This window comes from Pseudomonas sp. LBUM1653 (genome assembly GCF_059716115.1).
Genome location: NZ_CP166803.1, coordinates 5,351,031 through 5,372,134, shown reverse-complemented (window position 1 = coordinate 5,372,134; position 21,104 = coordinate 5,351,031). Strand labels below are relative to the sequence as shown.

The 21,104-nt window shown below is 55.1% G+C and carries 20 protein-coding genes and 1 pseudogene; 15 read left to right on the top strand and 6 right to left on the bottom strand.

What is annotated here, in order from left to right; translation table 11 throughout:
- Positions 1 to 45 precede the first annotated feature (45 nt).
- The 15 genes from ACA054_RS24105 (at position 46) to ACA054_RS24035 (ending at position 16,063) form a co-directional block, all read left to right on the top strand.
- The gene (locus tag ACA054_RS24105; protein ID WP_497686492.1) at positions 46 to 630 is read left to right on the top strand and encodes a TerD family protein; all 585 of its coding nucleotides are present in this window, start codon (positions 46 to 48) and stop codon (positions 628 to 630) included.
- Complete coding sequence (locus ACA054_RS24100; protein ID WP_497686491.1) at positions 630 to 1,799, top strand: TerD family protein; 1,170 nt, start codon at positions 630 to 632, stop codon at positions 1,797 to 1,799. Before ACA054_RS24105 ends, ACA054_RS24100 begins: the two co-directional genes overlap by 1 nt.
- A gap of 46 nt (positions 1,800 to 1,845) precedes the next feature.
- Entirely contained in the window at positions 1,846 to 2,295 is a 450-nt protein-coding gene (locus ACA054_RS24095; RefSeq protein WP_497686490.1) for a tellurite resistance TerB family protein, read from the top strand.
- 11 nt (positions 2,296 to 2,306) lie between these two features.
- The gene (locus ACA054_RS24090) at positions 2,307 to 3,341 is read left to right on the top strand and encodes a TerC/Alx family metal homeostasis membrane protein (RefSeq protein WP_497686489.1); all 1,035 of its coding nucleotides are present in this window, start codon (positions 2,307 to 2,309) and stop codon (positions 3,339 to 3,341) included.
- Between the two features lie 31 nt (positions 3,342 to 3,372).
- On the top strand, positions 3,373 to 3,948 hold the full coding sequence (locus ACA054_RS24085) for a TerD family protein (RefSeq protein ID WP_150805224.1): 576 nt from the start codon (positions 3,373 to 3,375) through the stop codon (positions 3,946 to 3,948).
- Positions 3,949 to 4,047: 99 nt separating this feature from the next.
- On the top strand, positions 4,048 to 4,626 hold the full coding sequence (locus ACA054_RS24080; protein ID WP_497686488.1) for a TerD family protein: 579 nt from the start codon (positions 4,048 to 4,050) through the stop codon (positions 4,624 to 4,626).
- Positions 4,627 to 4,764: 138 nt separating this feature from the next.
- Positions 4,765 to 4,908 carry a hypothetical protein gene (locus tag ACA054_RS24075; RefSeq protein ID WP_497686487.1) on the top strand — a complete coding sequence of 48 codons (144 nt, stop codon included), beginning with the start codon at positions 4,765 to 4,767 and terminating at the stop codon, positions 4,906 to 4,908.
- A gap of 29 nt (positions 4,909 to 4,937) precedes the next feature.
- Positions 4,938 to 5,207: a hypothetical protein gene (locus ACA054_RS24070; protein WP_497686486.1), complete on the top strand. Its 270-nt coding sequence runs from the start codon at positions 4,938 to 4,940 to the stop codon at positions 5,205 to 5,207.
- Positions 5,208 to 5,309: 102 nt separating this feature from the next.
- Positions 5,310 to 6,335 carry a lysozyme inhibitor LprI family protein gene (locus tag ACA054_RS24065; RefSeq protein WP_497686485.1) on the top strand — a complete coding sequence of 342 codons (1,026 nt, stop codon included), beginning with the start codon at positions 5,310 to 5,312 and terminating at the stop codon, positions 6,333 to 6,335.
- A 62-nt stretch (positions 6,336 to 6,397) separates the two neighbouring features.
- Positions 6,398 to 7,576 carry a DUF4236 domain-containing protein gene (locus tag ACA054_RS24060; RefSeq protein ID WP_497686484.1) on the top strand — a complete coding sequence of 393 codons (1,179 nt, stop codon included), beginning with the start codon at positions 6,398 to 6,400 and terminating at the stop codon, positions 7,574 to 7,576.
- A gap of 594 nt (positions 7,577 to 8,170) precedes the next feature.
- Positions 8,171 to 9,547, top strand: coding sequence for a hemolysin family protein (locus tag ACA054_RS24055; RefSeq protein WP_497686483.1), 1,377 nt, complete (start codon positions 8,171 to 8,173; stop codon positions 9,545 to 9,547).
- Complete coding sequence (locus ACA054_RS24050; RefSeq protein ID WP_497686482.1) at positions 9,544 to 10,560, top strand: CNNM domain-containing protein; 1,017 nt, start codon at positions 9,544 to 9,546, stop codon at positions 10,558 to 10,560. Before ACA054_RS24055 ends, ACA054_RS24050 begins: the two co-directional genes overlap by 4 nt.
- Positions 10,561 to 11,023: 463 nt before the next feature.
- On the top strand, positions 11,024 to 12,199 hold the full coding sequence (locus tag ACA054_RS24045; RefSeq protein ID WP_497686481.1) for a lysozyme inhibitor LprI family protein: 1,176 nt from the start codon (positions 11,024 to 11,026) through the stop codon (positions 12,197 to 12,199).
- 851 nt (positions 12,200 to 13,050) lie between these two features.
- Positions 13,051 to 14,598 carry a TerC family protein gene (locus ACA054_RS24040; RefSeq protein ID WP_497686480.1) on the top strand — a complete coding sequence of 516 codons (1,548 nt, stop codon included), beginning with the start codon at positions 13,051 to 13,053 and terminating at the stop codon, positions 14,596 to 14,598.
- 382 nt (positions 14,599 to 14,980) lie between these two features.
- Positions 14,981 to 16,063, top strand: a complete 1,083-nt coding sequence (locus ACA054_RS24035; protein WP_497686479.1) for a 2OG-Fe(II) oxygenase — start codon at positions 14,981 to 14,983, stop codon at positions 16,061 to 16,063.
- Positions 16,064 to 16,124: 61 nt separating this feature from the next.
- Here the strand turns inward: ACA054_RS24035 and ACA054_RS24030 are convergent, their stop codons facing one another.
- The 6 genes and pseudogenes from ACA054_RS24030 to phaC all read right to left on the bottom strand — a co-directional run bounded on the left by ACA054_RS24030 (position 16,125) and on the right by phaC (position 21,084).
- A complete protein-coding gene (locus ACA054_RS24030) occupies positions 16,125 to 16,451 on the bottom strand; it encodes a TraX family protein (protein WP_497690362.1) in 327 nt (108 codons plus the stop codon).
- Positions 16,375 to 17,013: pseudogene (gene tnpC / locus ACA054_RS24025) on the bottom strand (IS66 family transposase); the annotation flags it as partial. The pseudogene tnpC and the gene ACA054_RS24030, both read right to left, overlap by 77 nt.
- A 2-nt stretch (positions 17,014 to 17,015) precedes the next feature.
- Positions 17,016 to 17,333, bottom strand: a complete 318-nt coding sequence (tnpA, locus tag ACA054_RS24020) for an IS66-like element accessory protein TnpA (protein ID WP_497686478.1) — start codon at positions 17,331 to 17,333, stop codon at positions 17,016 to 17,018.
- Positions 17,334 to 17,515: 182 nt separating this feature from the next.
- Entirely contained in the window at positions 17,516 to 18,772 is a 1,257-nt protein-coding gene (locus ACA054_RS24015) for a tyrosine-type recombinase/integrase (protein WP_497686477.1), read from the bottom strand.
- 258 nt (positions 18,773 to 19,030) lie between these two features.
- Positions 19,031 to 19,297, bottom strand: coding sequence for a DUF1652 domain-containing protein (locus ACA054_RS24010; RefSeq protein ID WP_497686476.1), 267 nt, complete (start codon positions 19,295 to 19,297; stop codon positions 19,031 to 19,033).
- An 83-nt stretch (positions 19,298 to 19,380) separates the two neighbouring features.
- Positions 19,381 to 21,084: a class I poly(R)-hydroxyalkanoic acid synthase gene (phaC, locus tag ACA054_RS24005; RefSeq protein WP_497686475.1), complete on the bottom strand. Its 1,704-nt coding sequence runs from the start codon at positions 21,082 to 21,084 to the stop codon at positions 19,381 to 19,383.
- Positions 21,085 to 21,104 lie beyond the last annotated feature (20 nt).

The following is a 21,104-nucleotide window of genomic DNA, read 5'->3' as shown; positions in this document are numbered from 1 at the left end:
ACCTGATCACCTCGCTAACACTGAAGTTCATCACGGAGCGTAAAGATGGCACTTACCCTGAGCAAAAACCAATCCATCTCCCTGGAAAAAACCGCTGGCGGCGGACTGACCAGTATCAGCCTCGGCCTCGGTTGGGATCCTGTGAAAGCTGGCTTCCTTGGCAAGCTGATGGGGAACGGCGGCGCGGTCGACCTTGACGCTTCTTGCATCCTCCTCGACAGCGATCTGAAACCTATTGATCTGGTCTGGTTCCGCCAACTGAAGTCCCAGGATGGTTCGATCCAGCACTCGGGCGACAACCGTACCGGTGACGGTAATGGTGATGACGAAACCATTCACGTTGACCTGCAGCGCCTGCCTGCGACGGTTAAATACCTGGTGTTCACCGTAAACAGCTTCACCGGGCAGACATTCGAGAAAGTAGAAAATGCCTACTGCCGGATCGTGAACGCTGGCAATAAGTCGGAGCTGGCGCGCTTCAACCTGTCCGAGCGTGGCGGTCACACTGGCATCGTCATGGCGAGCCTGGCACGCGAAAGTGGCGGTTGGGAGTTCAAGGCAATCGGCAAGGTTACCAATGGCCGTACTGCGGATGATCTGGTGAGTCTGGCTGTTCAGGCGGTGCGTTAATGGCGACTCTTACACCGGGCGGTAATGCGCCGGTTGCCACCGGCCAACTTCGCGTCGATATCAACTACTCGCCGATTCCCGGGGCTGACATTGATGTCTCGGCCTTCGCGCTGGGCGCTGCAGGCAAAGTCCGCGGCGACGGTGATATGTGTTTCTACGGGCAAACCAGTGTGCTGGGTGGCGCGGTGCAGATGACCGAATCGTCTTCCGGTCGCGCAGTGTTTACCCTGGATCTGAGCCGACTGGAAGCGGCTGTTGAGAAAGTGGCCTTGACCGCCACGATCTACGAAAACAAGGCCAGCTTCGACCGTGTCTCGCAGCTCTCGGTAGCGGTGTCAGGCGGGATTGAAGCTCAGCTTCCCACAAGTGGCATGAAGGAAACCGCACTCATCCTCGGCGAGTTCTATCGCCGCCAGGGCGAGTGGAAGTTCCGTTGCGTGGCCCAGGGCTTTGCCGGGGGGCTGGAACCCCTGGCAAAGCATTTTGGTGTGGAAGTCGCTGCCCCGACTCCGGCCCCCGCTCAAGCCGCTCCCCAACCTGCGCCGGTTCCGCCGGCCGCAGCGAAGTCTTCGGTCAGCCTGAGCAAGGTTACCCTCGATAAGACACGGTCCTCGATCAGCCTTGAGAAAACCGCTGCTGGTTTCGGCGAAATCAAAGTGAACTTGAACTGGAACAAGGGCACCAGTGGCGGTTTCTTCAGCCGTGACAAATCCATAGACCTCGACGTCGGCTGTCTCTTCGAACTTCAGGATGGCCACAAGGGAGTGGTTCAAGCCCTGGGTGAATCATTCGGTAGTCTGACGCATGAGCCTTACATCCAATTGATGGGCGATGACCGGACCGGCTCTGTTGCGGGAGGGGAGTGGCTGCACATCAATGGGACGAAGTGGAGCGAGGTGCGGCGCATCCTGGTCTACGCCTTCATCTACGAAGGGGCGCCTGACTGGAAAGCGACCGATGGGGTTGTGACCATCTACATTCCTGGTCAGCCAGACATTGAGGTACGTCTCAACGAGGAAGGCGGGCGTGAAGGCATGTGCGCGATCGCCATGCTTGAAAACGTCGACGGTGCCGTCAAGGTCTCTCGGCGAGTGGACTTCCACCGAGGGCATTCCGCGGTGGACAAAGCCTACGGCTGGGGAATGAGCTGGAAAGCTGGCTCGAAATAGAAATCTTGGCAGGGTCCTCTGACCCTGTCTTTTGAGGGGAACTCAAATGCTTGCATGGCTTAAAACGAACGCGGCGAAAGCTCGCGACACGCTGACCACTGAGGTCGCGAAATTCAAGAACCAAAAGTTCATGGATGCCACCACTGCGGGTTGCGCACTTGTCGCTGCGGCTGATGGCGACATCTCTGCGGCTGAGAAGTCGAAGATGGTTGGATTTATCACCAACTCGCCTGAACTGAAAGTCTTCGACCTTAAGGACGTGATCAATTCCTTTAACGACCACTGCACGAAGTTCGAGTTCGACCTACAGATCGGTCGGGCTGAAGCGCTGAAAGTGGTTGGCAAGCTTAAAGGCAACGATGGCGCTGCTCGCCTGTTGATACGGGTCGTCTGTGCTGTCGGTGCGTCGGATGGCAACTTTGACGACAAGGAAAAAGCGGCCTGTCGCTTGATCTGCCTTGAGCTGGGCCTCAACCCAGCTGATTTCGAACTCTAAGGGGCGGTACCGTGGAAGCTACTCAAATCGGATTCCCTCCGCTGACCATGGCTGTATTCGTCGGGATCGCGCTTGGCGCGCTTCTGCTGGATATGGTCACGCACCGCAGCGACAAGCCAATTTCGTTGGCTAAAGCCTCGGTATGGTCGGTGTTCTGGATCGCCATTTCGATGGTGTTTGCAGGTTTTCTGTACGTTCAGCATGGTCCGGAAGTCGCAAGTCTTTTCGTAACCGGCTACGCCCTGGAGAAAGTCCTGAGTGTGGACAACCTGTTCGTATTCATGGCGATCTTCGCTTGGTTCAAAGTGCCGGATGGCCTGCGCCATCGCGTTTTGTACTGGGGCATCATCGGCGCTATCGTGTTCCGCGGCATTTTCGTTGCCATCGGTACTGGCCTCTTGGCCTTCGGACCCTGGGTCGAGATCGTATTTGCGCTGATCGTTGCGTGGACTGCAGTCATGATGCTGCGCGCCAAAGGTGATGGCGAAGAGGAAGAAGACTACTCCAAGCACATGGCTTATCGCTTCGCACAGAAGCTGTTCCCAGTATGGCCAAAGCTGTACGGCCATAACTTCTTCGTGACTCGCAAGGCCCTGGAGGTAGAGCTCAAGAAGCCAGAAAACAAAGGCATGACTCTGGCGGCAAAAGGCACCATCTTCGCTACGCCGCTATTCCTCTGCCTGGTGGTTGCTGAAGTGTCTGATATCCTCTTCGCATTTGACTCCGTTCCGGCGATCATCGCGGTGAGCCGTGAACCCCTGATCGTCTATTCCGCCATGCTGTTCGCAATCCTGGGCTTGCGGACCATGTACTTCGTCCTTGAAGCGTCAAAACGCTACCTGGTCCACTTGGAGAAAGCGGTCGTCGCACTGCTGTTCTTCATCGCAGTCAAGCTCGGCTTGAATGCGACCGACCACATGTTCCACCACGGCTATAACATTGACGCGAACACCAGTTTAATGATCGTTATGGTTGTCCTAGTTATCGGCGTAGTCGCTAGTTGGATCTTCCCTCAAAAGGAAGAAGCTCAACCCGAAAACAACTGAGCAGCAGCATTAACCAAAAGGAGATACACCCATGGCACTGACTCTTCAAAAAGGCGGCAACCTGTCTCTCACGAAAACCGATGCGAGCTTGAACAAGCTTCTGATCGGTCTGGGTTGGGATCCTCGCGCCACTGACGGCGTTGAGTTTGACCTGGACGCCAGCGCCTTCCTGCTGGGTGCGAACGGCAAGGTACGCAGCGAAGCTGACTTCGTCTTCTACAACCAGCTGAAGAGCACCGACGGCTCGGTTGAGCATGCTGGCGACAACCGTACCGGTGCTGGTGATGGCGACGATGAAGTGTTGAAGGTCGACTTGAGCCGCGTTCCGGCTGACGTAGACAAGATCGCATTCATCGTTACCATTCACGATGCAGAAGGTCGCAAGCAGAACTTCGGCCAAGTGGGCGGCTCGTTCATCCGCATCGCCAACGAAGTGACCGGCGCTGAAGTCGTTCGCTATGACTTGGCCGAAGATGCCTCGACCGAAACTGCGATGATTTTCGCAGAGTTGTACCGCAACAATGGCGAGTGGAAATTCCGCGCCGTTGGCCAAGGCTTTGCTGGCGGCCTGAAGGCGCTTGCGAATTCGTTTGGCATGAATTTCTGAATCAGTGCCGTTGGACAAGATTTCGCAAGCGGCCTAGAGTCGCTGGCGAGATCACCGGCATTAAAGCTTGATCGAACCCACGGAACAAGGAATCTGAAAATGGCTGTAAGTCTGTCTAAAGGCGGTAACGTCTCGCTGTCGAAAGAGGCCCCGGGCCTGACTGAAGTAATCGTTGGACTGGGCTGGGACCCACGCGTTACGGATGGCTCCAAGTTCGACCTCGACGCTTCGATCTTTATCGTTGGCGAAAATGGCAAGGTGCTCGACGACGCAAGCTTCATCTTCTACAACAACAAGAAATCTGCCGACGGTTCGGTCGAGCACATGGGTGACAACCAATCGGGCGATGGCGAAGGCGACGACGAACAAGCCACCGTCAAGTTGAATGGCTTGGCCGCTGCAGTGAAGAAACTCGTCTTCGCTGTGACCATCCACGATTCGGTAGAGCGTAAACAGAGCTTCGGTCAGGTTGCCAACGCTTACATCCGTGTGTTGAACAAGGCTGACGGCAAAGAGCTGGCTCGCTACGACCTGAGTGAAGACGCCTCTACCGAGACCGCCATGATTTTTGGCGAGCTGTATCGCAGCGGTGAAGAGTTCAAGTTCAAGGCAATCGGCCAGGGTTTCGCTGGCGGCCTGAAGCCTCTGGCTGAATCCCACGGCGTGAGCATCGGTTAACCGACTGCTGTTCAAAAAAGCCCCTACCGATGGTTCAGGGGCTTTTTTATTGTCATCGCACGAATATGCCAGCCGCAGGGCCTCAGAATATCCGGACGCTGAAACCCTCCTGTAGTCGGTGGTTCATGGAGTGAAGTAATGAATCTGCGTATTGTTTTATTGGGCATTACAGCTGTAACGGTGCTTGCAGGTTGTGGTCAGTCTGCGACAGACGCGAGGCTCACGTATGAGCGCGGCCAGCTTCGGCAAGAGTGCTTTGGGAGCGATACCAACGACATCTGAATGGAGATGGGCAGCAAGACGCTTTGGTGATGTTCACCATAGAGGGTGAGGGCGGTGCACAGAGAGGCTACCAGACCCTGGCGGCGCTTTATCACGAGCAGGGTGGCTGGAAGTTTCAGGGTAAAACCTTTGTGAAAGGCTCCGCTGCAGGGCTAAGCCAGGCGGGGCCAAATCTTGTCAACCTGACTGCTCTGACTTTGGGGCCAGACAATACCGATTGCTGTCCATCGGTAGAAGTCCCCCAGCAATACAAGTGGGTTGGAAATCAGTTTGTAGAGACCGTTCAACCTGCCAAGTAGGCATGGGATCTGTACCCGGACGCTGTGATGCGTTTGGGCACAAGTGCGCCGGATACTGGCCGATACGCCAGACTCGGTAATGGACTGCTAAGGAATCACCTCATGATGTGTTTGCGCACCGGACTATTGGGTCTTTCATGTGTGGTGTTTGCCCTGCTCAGCACGTTTTCACACGCCACGAGTTTTGACTGCGTCAAGGCCTCAACCTTCGCAGAGATACAGATCTGTAAAAGCCCTCAGCTTCAACAGCAAGATGAGCTTCTGAACTCCACCTATGTCGAGGCGCTTTCCTTCGCCCAGGACAAGGCGAGGTTACGTGCTGTGCAACGGTCATGGTTGAAACAACGTGATGCGTGCTCCACCGTAGAATGTGTTTCGCAGGCCATGGACAGTCGAACCAAAGCGATCAAAAACTCGGCGATTCCCGCGGAGCCATCACGCGTACAACAGAAGCCAACGGCACCAACAGTGGCGTCTTCACTCCAAGTAAAACCTGCGCTTGCAACTCGCTATGACCTTACACAGGACGTTTCAGGGCAGAATCCTCAGCAGTCGGTGACTAAGCCCAGTGACAGCGTGAGCCAGGCTCAGACATCGAGCTCAAACTCTCAGCGTCCAACTGCAGATGATCCACATGTGCTGCGCCCATTCAAACTTGCACTCTTAGTTATGGGGGTGTTGTTGATCATCTGCATCTGGCTGCACAGTCGCGGGTCGATGGTTATCTACTCCTGCTACACCGACGCGCTTTGGACGACAATGACTCCTTTCCTTACCGGCGCCGCGTACTTGCTTGGATCTTGGCTGGAGCTTCCAACGCAGACTGCTCAGATCACCGCTGCAGTGGTATTCGGTCTCATGCTTTTGCAGGTGATCATCCAGACGTTCCGCCACAACGGGTTTTCGATCTTCTTTATCCTCGCTCTCTACGCCAAGCTGCTCCTGTTCACCATCTACTTTCTGTCCATGGCCGTTCTCATATTCGGTAGTGCCAAGACGGCCGCTCAGCGACGCAGGCAACGGAATCTAGTGCTGGGTGGCAGCGTATTGTTCGCTTTGCTGACAGGTTGGATGACCAGGACTCGAAGCTTTTCGCACATTGACGATTATCTTGGTGGCCGTACCTGAGCACGTCCAACAGCACGGCCGGAGCTTTGATCCCGGCCTTTGGGTTTCAAAAGGAGGATTAAATGGGTTTTAGATTCAGTAAGCGGATTACGATCATCCCGGGCGTGCGCCTAAACATCAGCGGCAGCGGTATCAGCACCTCAGTAGGTCCGCGTGGGCTGAGCATGACGATGGGCCGCAACGGCACCTTTCTCAATGCAGGCCTCCCAGGCACAGGCCTGTCGTACAGGCAGCGCATGGACGGCCCTCAACGCGCGCCACGTGCGCCTGCCTTTGATCCAGGTTCGATCAAGATCAAGGTCGACAACGACGGAACAGTGCTGATAACAGACACTGATGACAATGATCTTCCCCCTTCTGTAGTTAAACGGGCGAAGGCCGAGCAGTTTGAGGCAATCCAGGAGCTCCTGGAGAAAGCAGCAGAGAAGGTCAATCAGGATCTCGACGCCTGCCTCGGTGTGCACTTGTCCACGCCCCGGCCAGGCTCATCCCCGTTGATTCCGCCAGCGTTTGAGGTGGATCCTCCGGCACTGCCATTGCTCCAAGCCCCAGGGCTGATGGATAGAATGCTGTTGAGATCGGGAAGGATGGAGAGTGAGCGACAAAGCGCCGAGGACCGGTACCAGCAGGATTTAACTGAGTGGACTGCAGCCAGGGACGCTCACGAGCTTGAGCGAGCCGAAATCCAGAAAGCGTTCAGGCTGGCAGCAAAAGGCTATAGCGCTCAGATGGAAAGGGCGCTGGACTATGTTCTCAGCGGCATTGCTTGGCCAAAGGAGACGCTCGTTGCTTATGAGTTTTCACATGATGCCACTGGTGTGGCACTCGACGTCGACCTTCCAGATGAGAGCGATATTCCGCGCCGGACTGCGGAAGCTAAAGGCAATGGCAAACTAACCTTCAAGTCCCGATCGGACGCCCAGGTACGCCGAGACTTCGTGGGTTTGTGCTACGGGTCTCTGTTCCGGGTGGTGGGGGAGGTTTTCGCACTGCTACCGGCGATCGACAAGTGCTTGGTGTCCGGCTACGTTCAGCGCCCCGATCCCGCAACGGGGAGGGAGGAGAAGCCCTACATCATCTCCGCACTGCTTTCGCGCGATCAATGGAGTGCGTTGGACTTCGATAAGCTGGATGACATAGATCCTGCTTCGATGCTCAATGGGTGCTGGGCGAGGGCAAGTCTTGATCGCTCGGCACGGTTCAAGGAAATCGAACCGTTCGATATGAGCGCGTTGGGTTAAAGCGAGGCCCGTTGAGTGTTCATGTACGCCCTGATTGCGTAATTGCATGGACTTGACCATGCATTTGCATTGCCGTTGACCAGTCAATTGCAATCGACTTGACCAGCACACGACGTATTGACGTCAGGCAGAGATCGGCCAAGAGCGGTCAGTTGCATGCGTGCTGACCACGGATGACATCGGAATTGACCAGTAAGCTTCATCGCGTGATCGTCAGAAAACGGCCAGAAGTATCTATTATCTAGCTGTGGCTAATATCATTTGCTAAAAGAGAACTAACAATTTGGCGAGAATGGTTAAATAGTTTCAATGCGCTGAAACCCGACTTCGAGTAGAGGGTCACAGCTCAATTTCATGACGATGTTTGCGTGATATGAATGCGATTGTGCTGGTGGCAGCCAGCTGCGCTTTTCCAGTTTCTAGGCCATAGGTCGATTGGAGTCGGCATTCACAAACGGAAAAGGTTCTCTAGCTAGACGACACGGAGCAAACGCCCGTATGCTCTCGATTCCTTATCTGCATGGACTCCTTCGTGGACCCCAGCCCCGCAACACACAGCCTCTGTCCAGATTCTGAATTTGGTCGTGCCGCCAAATGATCGAAACTACCCTTACCCTCATTCTTGGCATCCTGGTCATCCTGGCGATCATCGCTGTGAATGGCTATTTTGTTGCGCAAGAATTTGCCTACATGGCGGTTGACCGTACCAGGCTCTCAGCATTGGCTGCTGCCGGTGATACGTCGGCAAAGCGCGCATTAGCCGTCACGAACCGCACAAGCTTTATGCTGTCGGGTGCCCAGCTTGGCATTACCGTCACAGGCTTACTTGTTGGTTATGTCGCGGAGCCCTTGGTGGGTGAGTCATTAGGCGTTCTGCTCGCAGGAACCGGTATTCCGATTGAAGCTAGGGTGGCCGTCGGTACAGGTCTAGCCCTAGTTGCGGCTACGATTATCCAAATGATCGTGGGTGAGCTTTATCCGAAAAACCTTGCCATTGCGAACCCTGAGCCCCTGTCGCTCGGGCTTGCCCGCTCCACGCTCTTTTATATGTCGGCCTTCGGCTGGCTAATCAGTTTCTTCGACAAATCTGCCAACCTTCTCCTGAAGTTACTGCGTATCGAGCCGATTCATGACCTCGACGTGAGCGCCTCAGCTACCGATCTGCCGCACATAATCGCTGACTCGCGCGACAGTGGCGACCTACCACGTGAGCTTTCACTCATGATGGATCGCATCCTCGACTTCCCGCAACGCAACGTCGAGCACGCTATGGTGCCCAGATCACAAGTTGACTGGGTTGAGCCAGATACGACGCTCGAAGAGCTGCGAGGGCTGATGGCGCGTGCTCACACCCGATACCCGGTGATTGATGACGATGATGCCCCTGTGGGCGTTGTACATCTCGCCGACGTGCTTGCACGTCTCTCCACGGGAAACAGTAATGAGACCGTTGCGTCGCTGATGAGACCTGCCAAGGTGCTGCCGACGCTGATGCTGCTGCCAGATGCTCTTGATCAGTTGGTTCAAACAACCGATCAGTTAGCTTGTGTTATCGACGAGTATGGTGGTTTCGCTGGGGTGCTCACGATTGAAGATCTCGCCATGGAAATCGTCGGTGAAATTACCGATGAGCATGACGCAGAAGTCGGCGATGCCATCGTGTCTGAAGGGGAAAACACCTGGACAATGGAAGGCGACGTTCACCTCGACGAGGTCAGGCGCATTATTGGTCACGACCTGCCGCGCGTTGATGTTGAGACGGTGGCAGGTATGCTGATCGCTGAGCTTGGCGCACTGCCTGGAGAAGGCGACACAGTCACCGTTGATCTACCTATCGATGCTGCCGAGCTGGTCTCCGACGAGCCGGTGAGATATCGACTCGAAGTTGATGTACTGCGTATTGAACGACATGTTCCGACTGAAGTTCGCGTACGGCTGGTCAAAGTGTCTATGGCGGAGGAAGGCCAGTGAATGATCCGCTGATAGTCACGATAGCAACAGTCGCGCTCATCGCGCTGAGTGGCTTGTTTGTTGTCATCGAGTTCGCGTTGCTCGGCGCTCGCCGGCACCGCCTTGAAGAGCTGGCCGTCAACAGTCCGTCCGCTCGTGCTGCGCTGCGCGGCATGAATGATTTGACGTTGATGCTTGCCGGTGCTCAGTTGGGTATCACGCTGTGTACCTTTGCCCTAGGTGCGGTGACGAAACCTGCGGTCGACTTATGGCTCGGCCCAGTGTTCATCGCGTGGGGCTTGCCTGAGTGGGCTGCTGGTGGCGCAGCTTTCGGCTTCGCGCTTTTCCTGGTGACGTTCTTACACTTGGTTGTCGGTGAGATGGCGCCCAAGTCCTGGGCCATTGCACACCCGGAAAGATCCGCTCTGGCAATTGGCATCGTCTCGCGCATCTATACCTGGCCGCTACGTCCGCTGTTGCGCTGGGTGAATCGAATCGCCAACCGTCTCGTAAAAGCCTCAGGTGTTGAGCCAGTTGAAAGCGCCGCAGTTGGTGGTCAGGATATTGAGACCATAAGGCAGCTCGTTGAGCATTCGGCGAAGGTCGGCACGCTACAGCCGCAGATGCAGCAGCAGATTTCAGGCCTGATCGACCTGGGCACGCTACCCGTCGAAGCTCTGCTAATCGAGGGGGAGGCGCTGGTTCACGTTACGCGGGATGCGACGGTGGCGGATGTCCGCACTGCGGCCATCCAGTCCGGGCACCTGCGCATTCTCGTGCTGGGAACCGAGGGCATACAACCCTCGGTGGTTCACGTACGCGACACCTTGCTTGAGCCAGATACTCGGTTTGCGCATGAGCTTGCACGAGAAGCTTTTGTGCTTGACGCGAAAACCCCCGTCTATGAAGCGCTTGCGCGCATGCGTAAATCGAGCATTCAGCTTGCTTTAGTCGTGAGCGCGGATCGCTTGCTGGGCGTTGTAACGCTGGCCGACATCCTCAAACGAGTACTCCCTGCTGCCTCTAATGCCTAGCGTCCGCACGTATAAATGCTGAGAGTTTCCCCGTAACTATTTGGCAGTTACACCTTGCTTGGGAAAGACAGTTTTCAGCTGAACTTCGTTTGCTGATCAAGCTCACAACTCTATGCGGCTGACCACGAATTGAAGCTGCTCACTAGTTTCATAGGGTCTAGGGTGAGTAACCTGAACGGCTTCTTCGGGTCGTTGTGAGCCACTCAGGTAGGACAAGTCCTCTTCAATCGGTGGTCAAGTCCAATGCAAATGACTGGTCAGGTCGAATGCAAACGCATGGTCAAATGAGTCGCAATTTCGCACCAGACAAGGCGTATGAGATCAGTGGGTGCGAATCCCTCCCGGCTACCAATCAAGTTCACCATGCGTGATTTCTTTTAAAGGATCTCGTGTCTAAGGATATCCAGCCGATAACAGTAACGCCAACTATGGGCATTTTGTTAATGGGATAGGGATATACAGGATGATGATTCGCAGTGCGGTAGCGCTATTGTTGGCATTGGCGGCTGGCAGCTCAGTGGCAGCAAGCTTTGACTGTTCGAAAGCAGCAGGTTTCGCAGAGGTCACTATTTGTAAGGACGGTTACCTCAGTGGCGTCGACAGCATACTGGCCCGCTCTTATAAAAAAGCGCTAGCTAAGGCTGAGAATCCAGACGCGCTTCGTGAGTTGCAGCGCGAATGGCTGACTGCGCGTAATCAATGCACGACACAGACATGTCTTGATAAGACTCTAGGTGCCCGCGTCACCTTCCTCGACAACTATGCAAGCGCTGAAAAGAGCAAGGCCTACGCTGCAGAGGAAAAGATTCGAGAAGAGCAGCGAGCTGCTGAGCGCCACGCCGAGGAGATTGCTACCCCAAAACGGACCGAGCAATACAACACCGCGCAAGAATTAGCTCGCCAGCAAAGACAGCAGGCCGCCCAGCAACGGCAAGTACAGACAGTTCAGACGCAGCCGCAAATCGCGCCAGAGGTGCCGTCCTATCAAGCGCCTGCTTATGTGACACCACAGCAGCAAGCTCGACCTGCAGTTCAGGCTGCCGCGGAAAAACCATTCTTTCAAAGAGCATGGCAGGCGTTCTGGTCCGGTCCGGCCTGGAAGTACACCCTGTTGGTAGGTTTTTTGATCACCTGCTGGACTGTCTGGCGGCACCACACAGAGACGGCAACGATCTATACCGATTACACAGACGCAGCAATCACCAATTTACTGCCAGCCAGCGGAGTGGTAGCTGCCCTCCTTCTGCGGTGGCTTGAAATGCCTGGCCTGGTTCAAGGCATTGCTATGGCAATCGGGATACTACTGGGCATTACCTACGCCGTTTACGCGACCCTCAGAGCGAACCAGGGAGTGCTGAACGTGGTACTCGTTGTGCTCACCAAACTCACCATAATTTCGGTGTTCTACGCTGTGATCGGCATGTTGATTGCGTCGCTCTTTTCGAACACTGCCAGACGCAAGGGCGAGTCCCAAGCGCGTGCTGAGGCCCGAAATCGCAGAGAGAAGAAGCAAACGATGGCACAGATCACTGCCTTGTCTGCGGCATATACGGCACTCACCGTTTGGTTGTGCCGGCGTCCAGAGTTCACCACACTTTCCGAATGCCTGGAGTTTGATACAACGCCGGAACTGGCTTGAGCCCAAGAGGCAGGGCGCAAATCTCTAAAACTGGATGCCCATTGCAGGCATCCAAGATTTGCAACGACTCACTCAAGTATGCCTGCTGGACCACCAGTTCCCCATCACCAGTTCGGAGCCTCATCTGATAGCTCTTTCTCTCCACACGCCAGTCTTCAGGCCTACTGTCACGCCCCCTGGCCCCCATGAAGATTGCGGGACTGAGTCCCGAGCTCCGCGGAAAGGTCGCTGATACAACCCCTAGGATTTAGCCATGGCAGATCCAACTGTTGGCACTGATGGAAAATTTACCCAAGGCGGATTGCTGATTCTTGGTAACCGTCCGGCCAACACATCTTCCTGACGCAGATTATTGAAGCGATGGGGCCAGGAAGATGTGTTGGCCGAATGGTGTTACGAGTCACTGGGGGACAAACTCGGTGCACAGCCATACCCAACATCTACTGCCGCTCTGTCAGATTCTGTAATAATTCGTCTCGTATGAGGCGTTCCGAAACATTGTAGGATTTCATCCCCAATTTTTTTCAGGTCTATATGAGCACCCTCCTGGAGCCTCCCAGTAGCTTTTTTCAATCCACACCTTGTATCAGTTCGCTCTCCGCTATTAGGCGTAGATCTCGTTTTTTAAGATCGCTTAACCTCGAAATCTCGACTGGAGATTTCTCAGCGATTACCTTCCTCAAGACGAACTGTGTCATCTCCAACGCTTTACCTCCTTGCATACGCTTGGGGAAGCCTTTCTCTCTTGCGCCTTTCGCCCTGAACATCAAATCCGCTCCGTCGAGCAGGAGTCCGTGTTTTCGTGCAATTTACTCATTCGCCCTAACTCTTCGAGAGATTGAATAATCCCTATGGAATGGATTGCTGACCCCACGGCATGGCTTGGCCTGCTGACCCTGATCGTGCTGGAGCTGGTGCTCGGCATCGATAACCTTGTGTTCATTGCCATCCTGGCTGACAAGCTACCGCCAGAGCAGCGAGATCGTGCGCGTGTCATCGGCCTATCCCTTGCGTTGTTGATGCGTCTTGGCTTGCTGGCCAGCATCTCCTGGATGGTCACCCTTACCGAACCTTTGTTCGAGGTCTTTGACAAGACGTTCTCGGGCCGAGACTTGATCATGCTGTTCGGTGGTGTGTTCCTGTTGTTCAAGGCAACCATGGAATTGCATGAGCGACTCGAAGGACATGTGACAGAACGTTCAGGTAATGCGGCCTATGCGATGTTCTGGCCTATCGTTGCGCAGATTGTGGTGCTGGATGCAGTCTTCTCGCTGGACGCTGTGATCACTGCTGTGGGCATGGTGGAACACCTGTCGGTCATGATGATCGCTGTGATTTTTTCCATTGGTCTGATGATCATCGCAAGTAAGCCGCTGACTAACTTCGTCAACGGGCACCCGACCGTCATCATGCTCTGCTTGGGCTTTTTGATGATGATCGGCTTCAGCCTCACCGCTGAGGGCCTGGGCTTCCACATTCCGAAAGGCTATTTGTACGCGGCGATTGGTTTCTCGATCCTGATCGAACTGTTCAACCAGTTGGCTCGCTCACGTCGCAAGAAGAGCCTGCATGGTCTTCGCCCCATGCGTGAGCGTACCGCGCATGCCGTGATGCGTTTGCTGGGTGGTCACAAGTTGGGGGCAGATGAAGTCGGCGAGGAAATCGCTGATATGCTGTCAGGCGGAGATGCTGATCACGTTTTCCACCGACGGGAACGCGTCATGATCAGTGGCGTGCTTCAGTTAGCGGAACGCCCGATACGCGGTGTTATGACCCCTCGTGCAGAAATCGACCACATTGACTTGGCCGACTCTCCAGAAGAAATCCGCACAAGGCTGATGCACTCGTCGTACTCCAGGTTGCCGTTGATCCGGGAGGGGCGCGTTGATGAGCCGTTGGGGTTCATCCACAAGAAGGAGTTGCTCAAGGAGCTGTTGGCAGGTAACCAACCCAATCTGGAAGCCATGGCCCGCAAGGCAATCAACTTGCTGGACAGTTTCACGATCCTGAACGCGCTGGAACAGATGCGTAAGGAATCGACCCACATCGCTTTTGTGGTGAACGAATTCGGTGACTTCATTGGTCTTCTCACCATGACCGACATTCTAGAATCCATTGCAGGTGAACTGCCGGATGCCAGTGAAATCGAAGGCCCGAATATCGTTGCTGAGGATGGAGGTTTCCTCGTCAGCGGTGCACTGAATCTCAGCCAGATTCGCGAACACATCGGTTTCCAGGCGAAAGCGACCGATGACTACCAAACGCTCGCAGGGTTGGTCATGAGCCTGCTGGATCGTCTGCCGATCATTGGAGACAAGCTCAATTGGCAGGAGTGGAGCATGACCGTTGTCGAGGTCGAAGAGCGGCGTGTGACGAGGGTGCGGTTGCGTAAAGAGTGAGAATAGAAAACAAGGCCGCATTTGCGGCCTTGTTTGTTTTCAGGGTATTACTCGTGCGAATGCCCGAGGACAGCGCTCTTGGTGCGGCTTCTTTTTCGCCGCCGCTGCATGCAGTCACTAGATCCATGAAGCAGATCATGAGGGTCGCGATAGGGATGGCGTGTTTGCCGGACGCTTACAAATGGCTTTGCCGGACGCATACTTATCTACTAGCTTTATCTACTAGCTTCTAGAGCTGTGAGGTCTCTCTGCTTCGGCATCGCACCTGGCGGCGGCCATAAGCCCATTTGTACGCGACACCTTGAGGGAAGAGACAGTGCTCAGCATGTGCCTCTTGGATTTACTCCAAAAATGATCCACTGCTCACCGGCAAGGAGTTGTTATGCGCGCCACGGCATTTTCAGTCGGTGAACCTGCTCCTTGGTTCAACTGCCGCACTCAACTAAGAGAGCGCTTTTGTTTCGACAGTGTTGCCGGTCGGTATGTAGTGATTTCATTCTTTGGCTCTGCGGCTGATCCTGCATCCATTAAAGTTTTGGAAGGTGTTCGGGCTCATCGCCAGCGGTTCGATGATGATCAAGTCTGCTTCTTTGGTGTTTCCATAGATCCAGATGATGAAAAGCTGAAACGGGTAGAAGACTCGATACCTGGCATGCGCTTCATCTGGGATTTTGATCGGTTAGTTAGTGCGCTCTACGACACATTACAGCTAGACGGCAGCATCAGGCCAATGACCTACGTGCTAGACCCTGCGCTACGAGTCATGGCCATCGTCCCGATAGAGGAGCCGGCTGATAACCACGTGCCCTCGCTAATGCGCTTTCTGGATAGATTGCCCGCACTGGCTCCCACACATGTGGTCACTCCACACGCACCCGTCCTCGTGATACCCCGTGTATTTGAGCCTGCGTTATGTAAGGCGCTAATAAGTTATTACGACGAACGTGGCGGGGAGGAGTCCGGGTTTATGGTGGAGAGGTCGGGCAAAACCGTCCAAATCGCCGACCACAGTCACAAACAGCGTCGCGACTGCACGATTGAGAACAAGGCTCTGTCCAAAGCATGCTCATTGCGTATAACCAACCGTCTGGTTCCGGAGATACACAAAGCGTTCCAGTTCAATGCCACATGGATGGAGCGCTATCTGGTGGCCTGCTACAACAGCGAGGAAGGCGGGCATTTTCGGCCCCATCGGGATAACACCACCAAGGGAACGGTTCACCGTCGCTTTGCCGTTTCCTTGTTCCTTAATTCGGGAGAGTACGAAGGAGGTTTCCTGCATTTTCCAGAGTTTGGGAAAGCCCTGTACAGCGCCCCAACTGGAGGGGCTGTGGTATTTTCGTGTTCTCTTTTGCACGAAGCCACTCCTGTAACCAAAGGTCGCCGCTATATGTTCCTCCCGTTTCTGTACGATGAAGCTGCTCGACTCATTCGAGACGAGAATCTCCCATTTCTTGAAAGTTGACGTGTTGAGTACAGATCAACTGTCATTTCCGTTGGCCTTCAATGCCCCGCGCTGAGTGAAGCTAAGCCACAATCCGAATGATTTGCAAGACAAGCAGATGTCCCGGATAAAACAGATATCCCCAGCGCTTGACTGGCCAGATCCTGAAATGGCCAGATCGGCGCAGCAGCCATAGCCCAAGCAAGGGTGCGGCAAACGCCGTGACCACGCTCAGCAACACATAGGGCTGCAACTCCCACACTGCGAGCCAACGGTTGCGACTGCTCGAAGCTTGTTCTCCGTCAGCGTCTACCGAAGTCACCTTGCGTAAGCTAGGCAGGCACCCATTGATGCGGCAGCAGTTCCCCGATCTCACTCGCTCGCTGCGTCGGCAGCCGCATAAGTACATCTTTGAGATAGGCATACGGGTCGTGCCCGTTCATGCGTGTCGACTGGATCAGGCTCATGATCGCCGCCGCCCGTTTTCCGCTGCGCAGCGACCCAGCAAACAACCAATTCGAGCGTCCAAGTGCCCACGGCCGGATCTGGTTCTCCACTTGGTTGTTGTCGATGGGCACAGCCCCATCTTCCAAGTAGCGCGTCAGCGCTACCCAGCGTTTAAGGCTGTAATCCAGAGCTTTGGCCGTGGCTGATCCGTTGGGCACAAGATCACGCTGGGCCAGCATCCACTCATGCAGCGTTTCGATGATCGGTGCTGCCTTTTCCTGCCGTATTCGCCAGCGATCCTGATCGCTCATGTTCCGCGCTTGCCGTTCGACTTCGTACAAGCCGCCAATCGAGTGCAGCGCCTGTTCGGCCAACTGGCTTTTGTTCGCCACGTGCAGATCGAAAAACTTGCGGCGGGCATGGGCCATGCAGCCAATTTCGGTAATGCCTTTCTCGAACCCGGCTTTGTAGCCAGCAAAATCGTCGCACACCAGCTTGCCATTCCACGGGCCGAGGAAGTTACGGATCACTGGGCAAGCTCACGGACAAAGCGTGCGCATCCTTCAGGATCGGAAGTTGGCCATTTCACCGTGATTGATTGCTCACCAACGGACAGCTCAATGATCGCCAACGCCTCAGCCGGCCGTTTAGGCGAAGTCCTCAAAGGAACAAACGCCGGCAGCGCCGCTGCTGACTGATCCCGGTAAAGCGGCAGCCACTTGCGAATGACGTTGGCGTTGATGCCGTGGGTGATGGCAACGCTGGAGATGGTCGCACCGGGTTGCAGGCATTCCTGAACAACTTGGGCTTTGAACGGTTTGGGATAAGAGCTTCGTTGGCGCATGGAAATCCTGACATTAAGGGCTATAGCGTCCGCTTAAAAATACGCGGACACCATCGCCCTTAATGCTGGAGTTCGGAAGGTGTGTTGGCTGGACGCTTACGATTCTTGCATCAGCAACTGTTGATAAGTTTAGCAGCCGAGATGCTTGTAGATGTTTCCGTTCGATAGCCCAACACTGCGGGCTAAAGACCTGCCACATTCACTTTTAGGCTCACAAAGTCAGCCCAGTCGGTCATCAGTGCGCGACGCTTCTCCAGCATGTCGCCGCGCCAATAAGCGGCCTCGGCACCGGTGGCGACAACGTGAGCCAAAGACATTTCGCAGACTTCCCTGGCATAGTGAGTGCACTCGGCAGCCCAATCCCTGAACGTACTGCGAAAGCCGTGAGCAGTGATGACTTTGTCATTGTTATCACGCCAGCCTTTACCCTGATCGTCTAGGTTCTTTTGATCCATGCGGCGCAACGTCATCAGCATGGCCATATTGCTAATCGGTCGACCTTTGCGGGCGCCTGGGAACAGCAGCGAGCTGCCTTTGATTCGTGGGAGCCCTTCCAGCAAGGCTATCAGTGCATTGGAGAGCGGCACTGTATGGACTTTGCCCGCTTTCATACGCGCCGCTGGAATCGACCATAGCTTGGCTTTCAAGTCGACTTCACTCCAGTCCGCTTCAAGCACTTCGCTGGTTCGGCAGGCCGTGAGGATGGTCATTTTGAGGGCGCTGGCAGAGAGTCCTTCCACACTATTAAGTGCCTGTATAAAGCGAGACAACTCCGAGTAGGGCAATGCCGGGTGGTTTTGGGTGCGTTTAGCCTTGGCGCTTGGCGGTAACAGCTTGTCCAAGTGCCCCCGCCAGCGGGCTGGATTTTCACCGTCTCGTAATCCCCGTGCTTTAGCGGCATCTAGGACCAGTTCGATCCTGTTGCGCACTCGGCTCGCTGTCTCGGCTTTGCTGGCCCAAATAGGTTTGAGGATTTCGAGAAGATGTTCAGTGGTGATCTGGCTAGTCGCGAGGTCGCCGATGACGGGTGCAGCGTAAGTCGCCAGTGTGTTCGTCCACTGCTGAGCATGTTTGACGTTTTTCCAGCCGGTACGATGAGCTTCTATGTAGTCGTTTGACACGTCCTGGAACGTCACGGATTTCCTTATGCGTTGGTGATCAGCAGCCTGCTGTGCCGTGCGCTCATCATCACGCGCCTGCAACGGGTCAATACCGTCCCGCAGCAGTCGTCGCTGATCACTGCTTTTTTGTCGAGCCTCCTTGAGGCCGATTGCGGGATAGGTGCCTAAACCCATTTCCCGGCGCTTTCCCGCAAGCTGAAAACGCAGTACCCAATATTTCTTCCCGTTAGGTTTAATAAATAGGCGCAGGCCATCCCCGTCTTCATACGTGCCGGGGGCCGTCAGGTTCTCTATTTGTTTCGCTGTCAGCTTGCCCAAGTTATGCCCTTACGTACCGTTAAGTTCCCCCATCTGTCCCCCCACTAGCGGTCGGAACATGATGGGTTCTAGTGGATGTCCTGAGACGATGATAGGCTTGAAGCGCCTTTAAAATAAAGGGCTAGAGAATTGTATCAGCTGTTGGTGGATCTTAATTTGGCGGACTCCTTCACCGCCACATTTATACGAAAAAGCCCTGATTATTCAGGGCTTTTTCGTTTCTGCGTTTCTGAAAAAAATTCCAGCCCGCGAGAATGTTTACTCTGGCATTGCCCAGGATTGCAGCGTGTAGCCTCCCTGGCTCAACTCGGCGCGCACTTCTTGCAGCAGGCTTTCCAGCTGCGCCGGGTCGGAATAGGTACTGCTTGGAATCTGTTTGCGACAAATACGCGTGCTGGCCCGGTCCATGACGGACAGGCTCAGTTCGCCATTACCGTCTTGCCCAGCCCAAGCGACGCATTGAAACGGTTCGAATGCTTGACCGGCAATCAAAAGTGCTTCGTTGATGCGAAACGGGGTGCTCATGGAGCGTCTCTCCTTTGATCTTTGTCTGTGCAATCAAGCTGCTGTGTCGCAGGCGCTGTCGCGCTCTGGTCCACAGCAGTCTTTCATTGCTTTACATAGCTGCCTGGCGCCGGCTCCAGAGGCGGGTATTTGTCATTCCCGGTGTGCGCAACCGCGGGTTGACGTTCGCCGGAGTGTCCCTCCAGCCAGTTGAACCAATCATTCCACCAGCTACCGGGCTGCTGCTCGGCATTCTTGAACCATGTCTCCGGGTTTTTCGTGACCCGATTGTTGGTCCAGTAATGGCGCTTCTGCTTGGCCGGTGGATTGACGACGCCGGCGATATGCCCTGAAGCGCCCAATACGAAACGCTTGGGCCCGGAGAGCAGGTTGGTGCTGGCGTAGGCGCTCTTCCAGGGCACGATATGATCGTCATGGGTGGCAAGGATGTAAGCGGGAGCGTCAATTGCACGCAAATCCAGCTTGACCCCACAGCACTCCAGCTCGCCTGATTTCAGATCGTTCTGCAGATAGGTGTGGCGCAGGTACCAGCAGTACATCGGTCCCGGAAGGTTGGTGCTGTCGTTGTTCCAGAACAGCAGATCAAGCGGGATCGGTTTTTGCCCCTTGAGGTATTTGTCGACGTTGTAGTTCCACCACAGATCGTTGGGGCGCAGCAGGGAAAAGGTATTGCCCATGTCCTCGCCACGAAACAGACCGATGGGGCCGTTCACACCACCAATGGTGCGCTCGCGGTGGGACACCAGTTCTTCGTCGACGAAGATGTCGATGGGTCCGGTATCCAGATAATCAAGGAACGTGGCGAACAGGCTCAGGCTGGCGATCTCGCGGTCGCCACGAGCAGCCAGTACGGCCAGCGCAGTGCTCAACAGGGTACCGCCAATGCAGAAACCCACGCAATTGAGTCGCTGCTGGCCACTGATCTCGCGGGTCACTTGCAGGGCGTTGATCACCCCGTGCTCGATCAGGTCATCCCAGGTGGTGCCCGCGTGTTCCTGGTCAAAGTTGCGCCAGGAGACCAGGAATACGGGATGTCCCTTTTCCAGCAGGTGGCGGACCATCGAGTTGTCCGGACGCAGATCAAGGATGTAGTACTTGTTGATCGACGGAGGTACGACGAGAACCGGGTGTTTGTACTGGGTTTCGCTTTGCGGGTAGTACTGAATGAGTTGGAAGATGTGATTCTCGAAGACGACTTCGCCGGGGGTATTGGCCAGGTCGACGCCAACCTTGAAGGCGCCGCTATCACACTGGCGCATTTTGCCTTCGTTCATGTCGCTGGCCAGATGCTGCATACCTGTGAGTAGGCTGGCTCCTTGAGTCTCGACGGCACGCTGGAGCGCATCAGGGTTGCTGACCAGAAAATTGCTCGGTGCACCGGCGGCAATGGCCTGCTCCACCAGATAGCGCAGACGCTGCCGTGCTTTCTTTTCGTCGATCAGCAGTTTGTCGAGCAGTTTCAGGAGAAAGCTGGAGTTGAGCAGGTAAAACGCAGCGAGGGAGCCGAACAGTGGCGCGCTCCAGTTGCCGCTGGCGAAACGTCGGTCATCGAAACTGAAGGGTTGGCCGGTCAGCAGTTTTTGGCCGAGTTGGCCCCATTGAACCTGGTAGTCCGCTTGAAGGCTGTCCAGGGTTTCGCGAGGCAGGTCAAACCAGCTGCCGTGCTCATGCCCGGAAAACCAAGGGTTACTGCTGACCCAAAGGCGCAATTGCTGCACTGCAAAGGACGCGATGAACGGAACCTGGCCTGACCAATAGGTTTTGAATGTATGCGCGTTGTTGTCCATAAAATTCCTTGCCCATGCCG

Coding starts and splice junctions, on each gene's coding strand:
- ACA054_RS24070 (WP_497686486.1), top strand. CDS start 4,938: ATGTTCACCATAGAGGGTGAGGGCGGTGCACAGAGAGGCTACCAGACC.
- tnpA (WP_497686478.1), bottom strand. CDS start 17,333: ATGCGCCAACGAAGCTCTTATCCCAAACCGTTCAAAGCCCAAGTTGTT.
- ACA054_RS24075 (WP_497686487.1), top strand. CDS start 4,765: ATGAATCTGCGTATTGTTTTATTGGGCATTACAGCTGTAACGGTGCTT.
- ACA054_RS24085 (WP_150805224.1), top strand. CDS start 3,373: ATGGCACTGACTCTTCAAAAAGGCGGCAACCTGTCTCTCACGAAAACC.
- ACA054_RS24040 (WP_497686480.1), top strand. CDS start 13,051: ATGGAATGGATTGCTGACCCCACGGCATGGCTTGGCCTGCTGACCCTG.
- ACA054_RS24065 (WP_497686485.1), top strand. CDS start 5,310: ATGATGTGTTTGCGCACCGGACTATTGGGTCTTTCATGTGTGGTGTTT.
- ACA054_RS24045 (WP_497686481.1), top strand. CDS start 11,024: ATGATGATTCGCAGTGCGGTAGCGCTATTGTTGGCATTGGCGGCTGGC.
- ACA054_RS24100 (WP_497686491.1), top strand. CDS start 630: ATGGCGACTCTTACACCGGGCGGTAATGCGCCGGTTGCCACCGGCCAA.
- phaC (WP_497686475.1), bottom strand. CDS start 21,084: ATGGACAACAACGCGCATACATTCAAAACCTATTGGTCAGGCCAGGTT.
- ACA054_RS24055 (WP_497686483.1), top strand. CDS start 8,171: ATGATCGAAACTACCCTTACCCTCATTCTTGGCATCCTGGTCATCCTG.
- ACA054_RS24060 (WP_497686484.1), top strand. CDS start 6,398: ATGGGTTTTAGATTCAGTAAGCGGATTACGATCATCCCGGGCGTGCGC.
- ACA054_RS24010 (WP_497686476.1), bottom strand. CDS start 19,297: ATGAGCACCCCGTTTCGCATCAACGAAGCACTTTTGATTGCCGGTCAA.
- ACA054_RS24030 (WP_497690362.1), bottom strand. CDS start 16,451: ATGTACTTATGCGGCTGCCGACGCAGCGAGCGAGTGAGATCGGGGAAC.
- ACA054_RS24105 (WP_497686492.1), top strand. CDS start 46: ATGGCACTTACCCTGAGCAAAAACCAATCCATCTCCCTGGAAAAAACC.
- ACA054_RS24095 (WP_497686490.1), top strand. CDS start 1,846: ATGCTTGCATGGCTTAAAACGAACGCGGCGAAAGCTCGCGACACGCTG.
- ACA054_RS24035 (WP_497686479.1), top strand. CDS start 14,981: ATGCGCGCCACGGCATTTTCAGTCGGTGAACCTGCTCCTTGGTTCAAC.
- ACA054_RS24080 (WP_497686488.1), top strand. CDS start 4,048: ATGGCTGTAAGTCTGTCTAAAGGCGGTAACGTCTCGCTGTCGAAAGAG.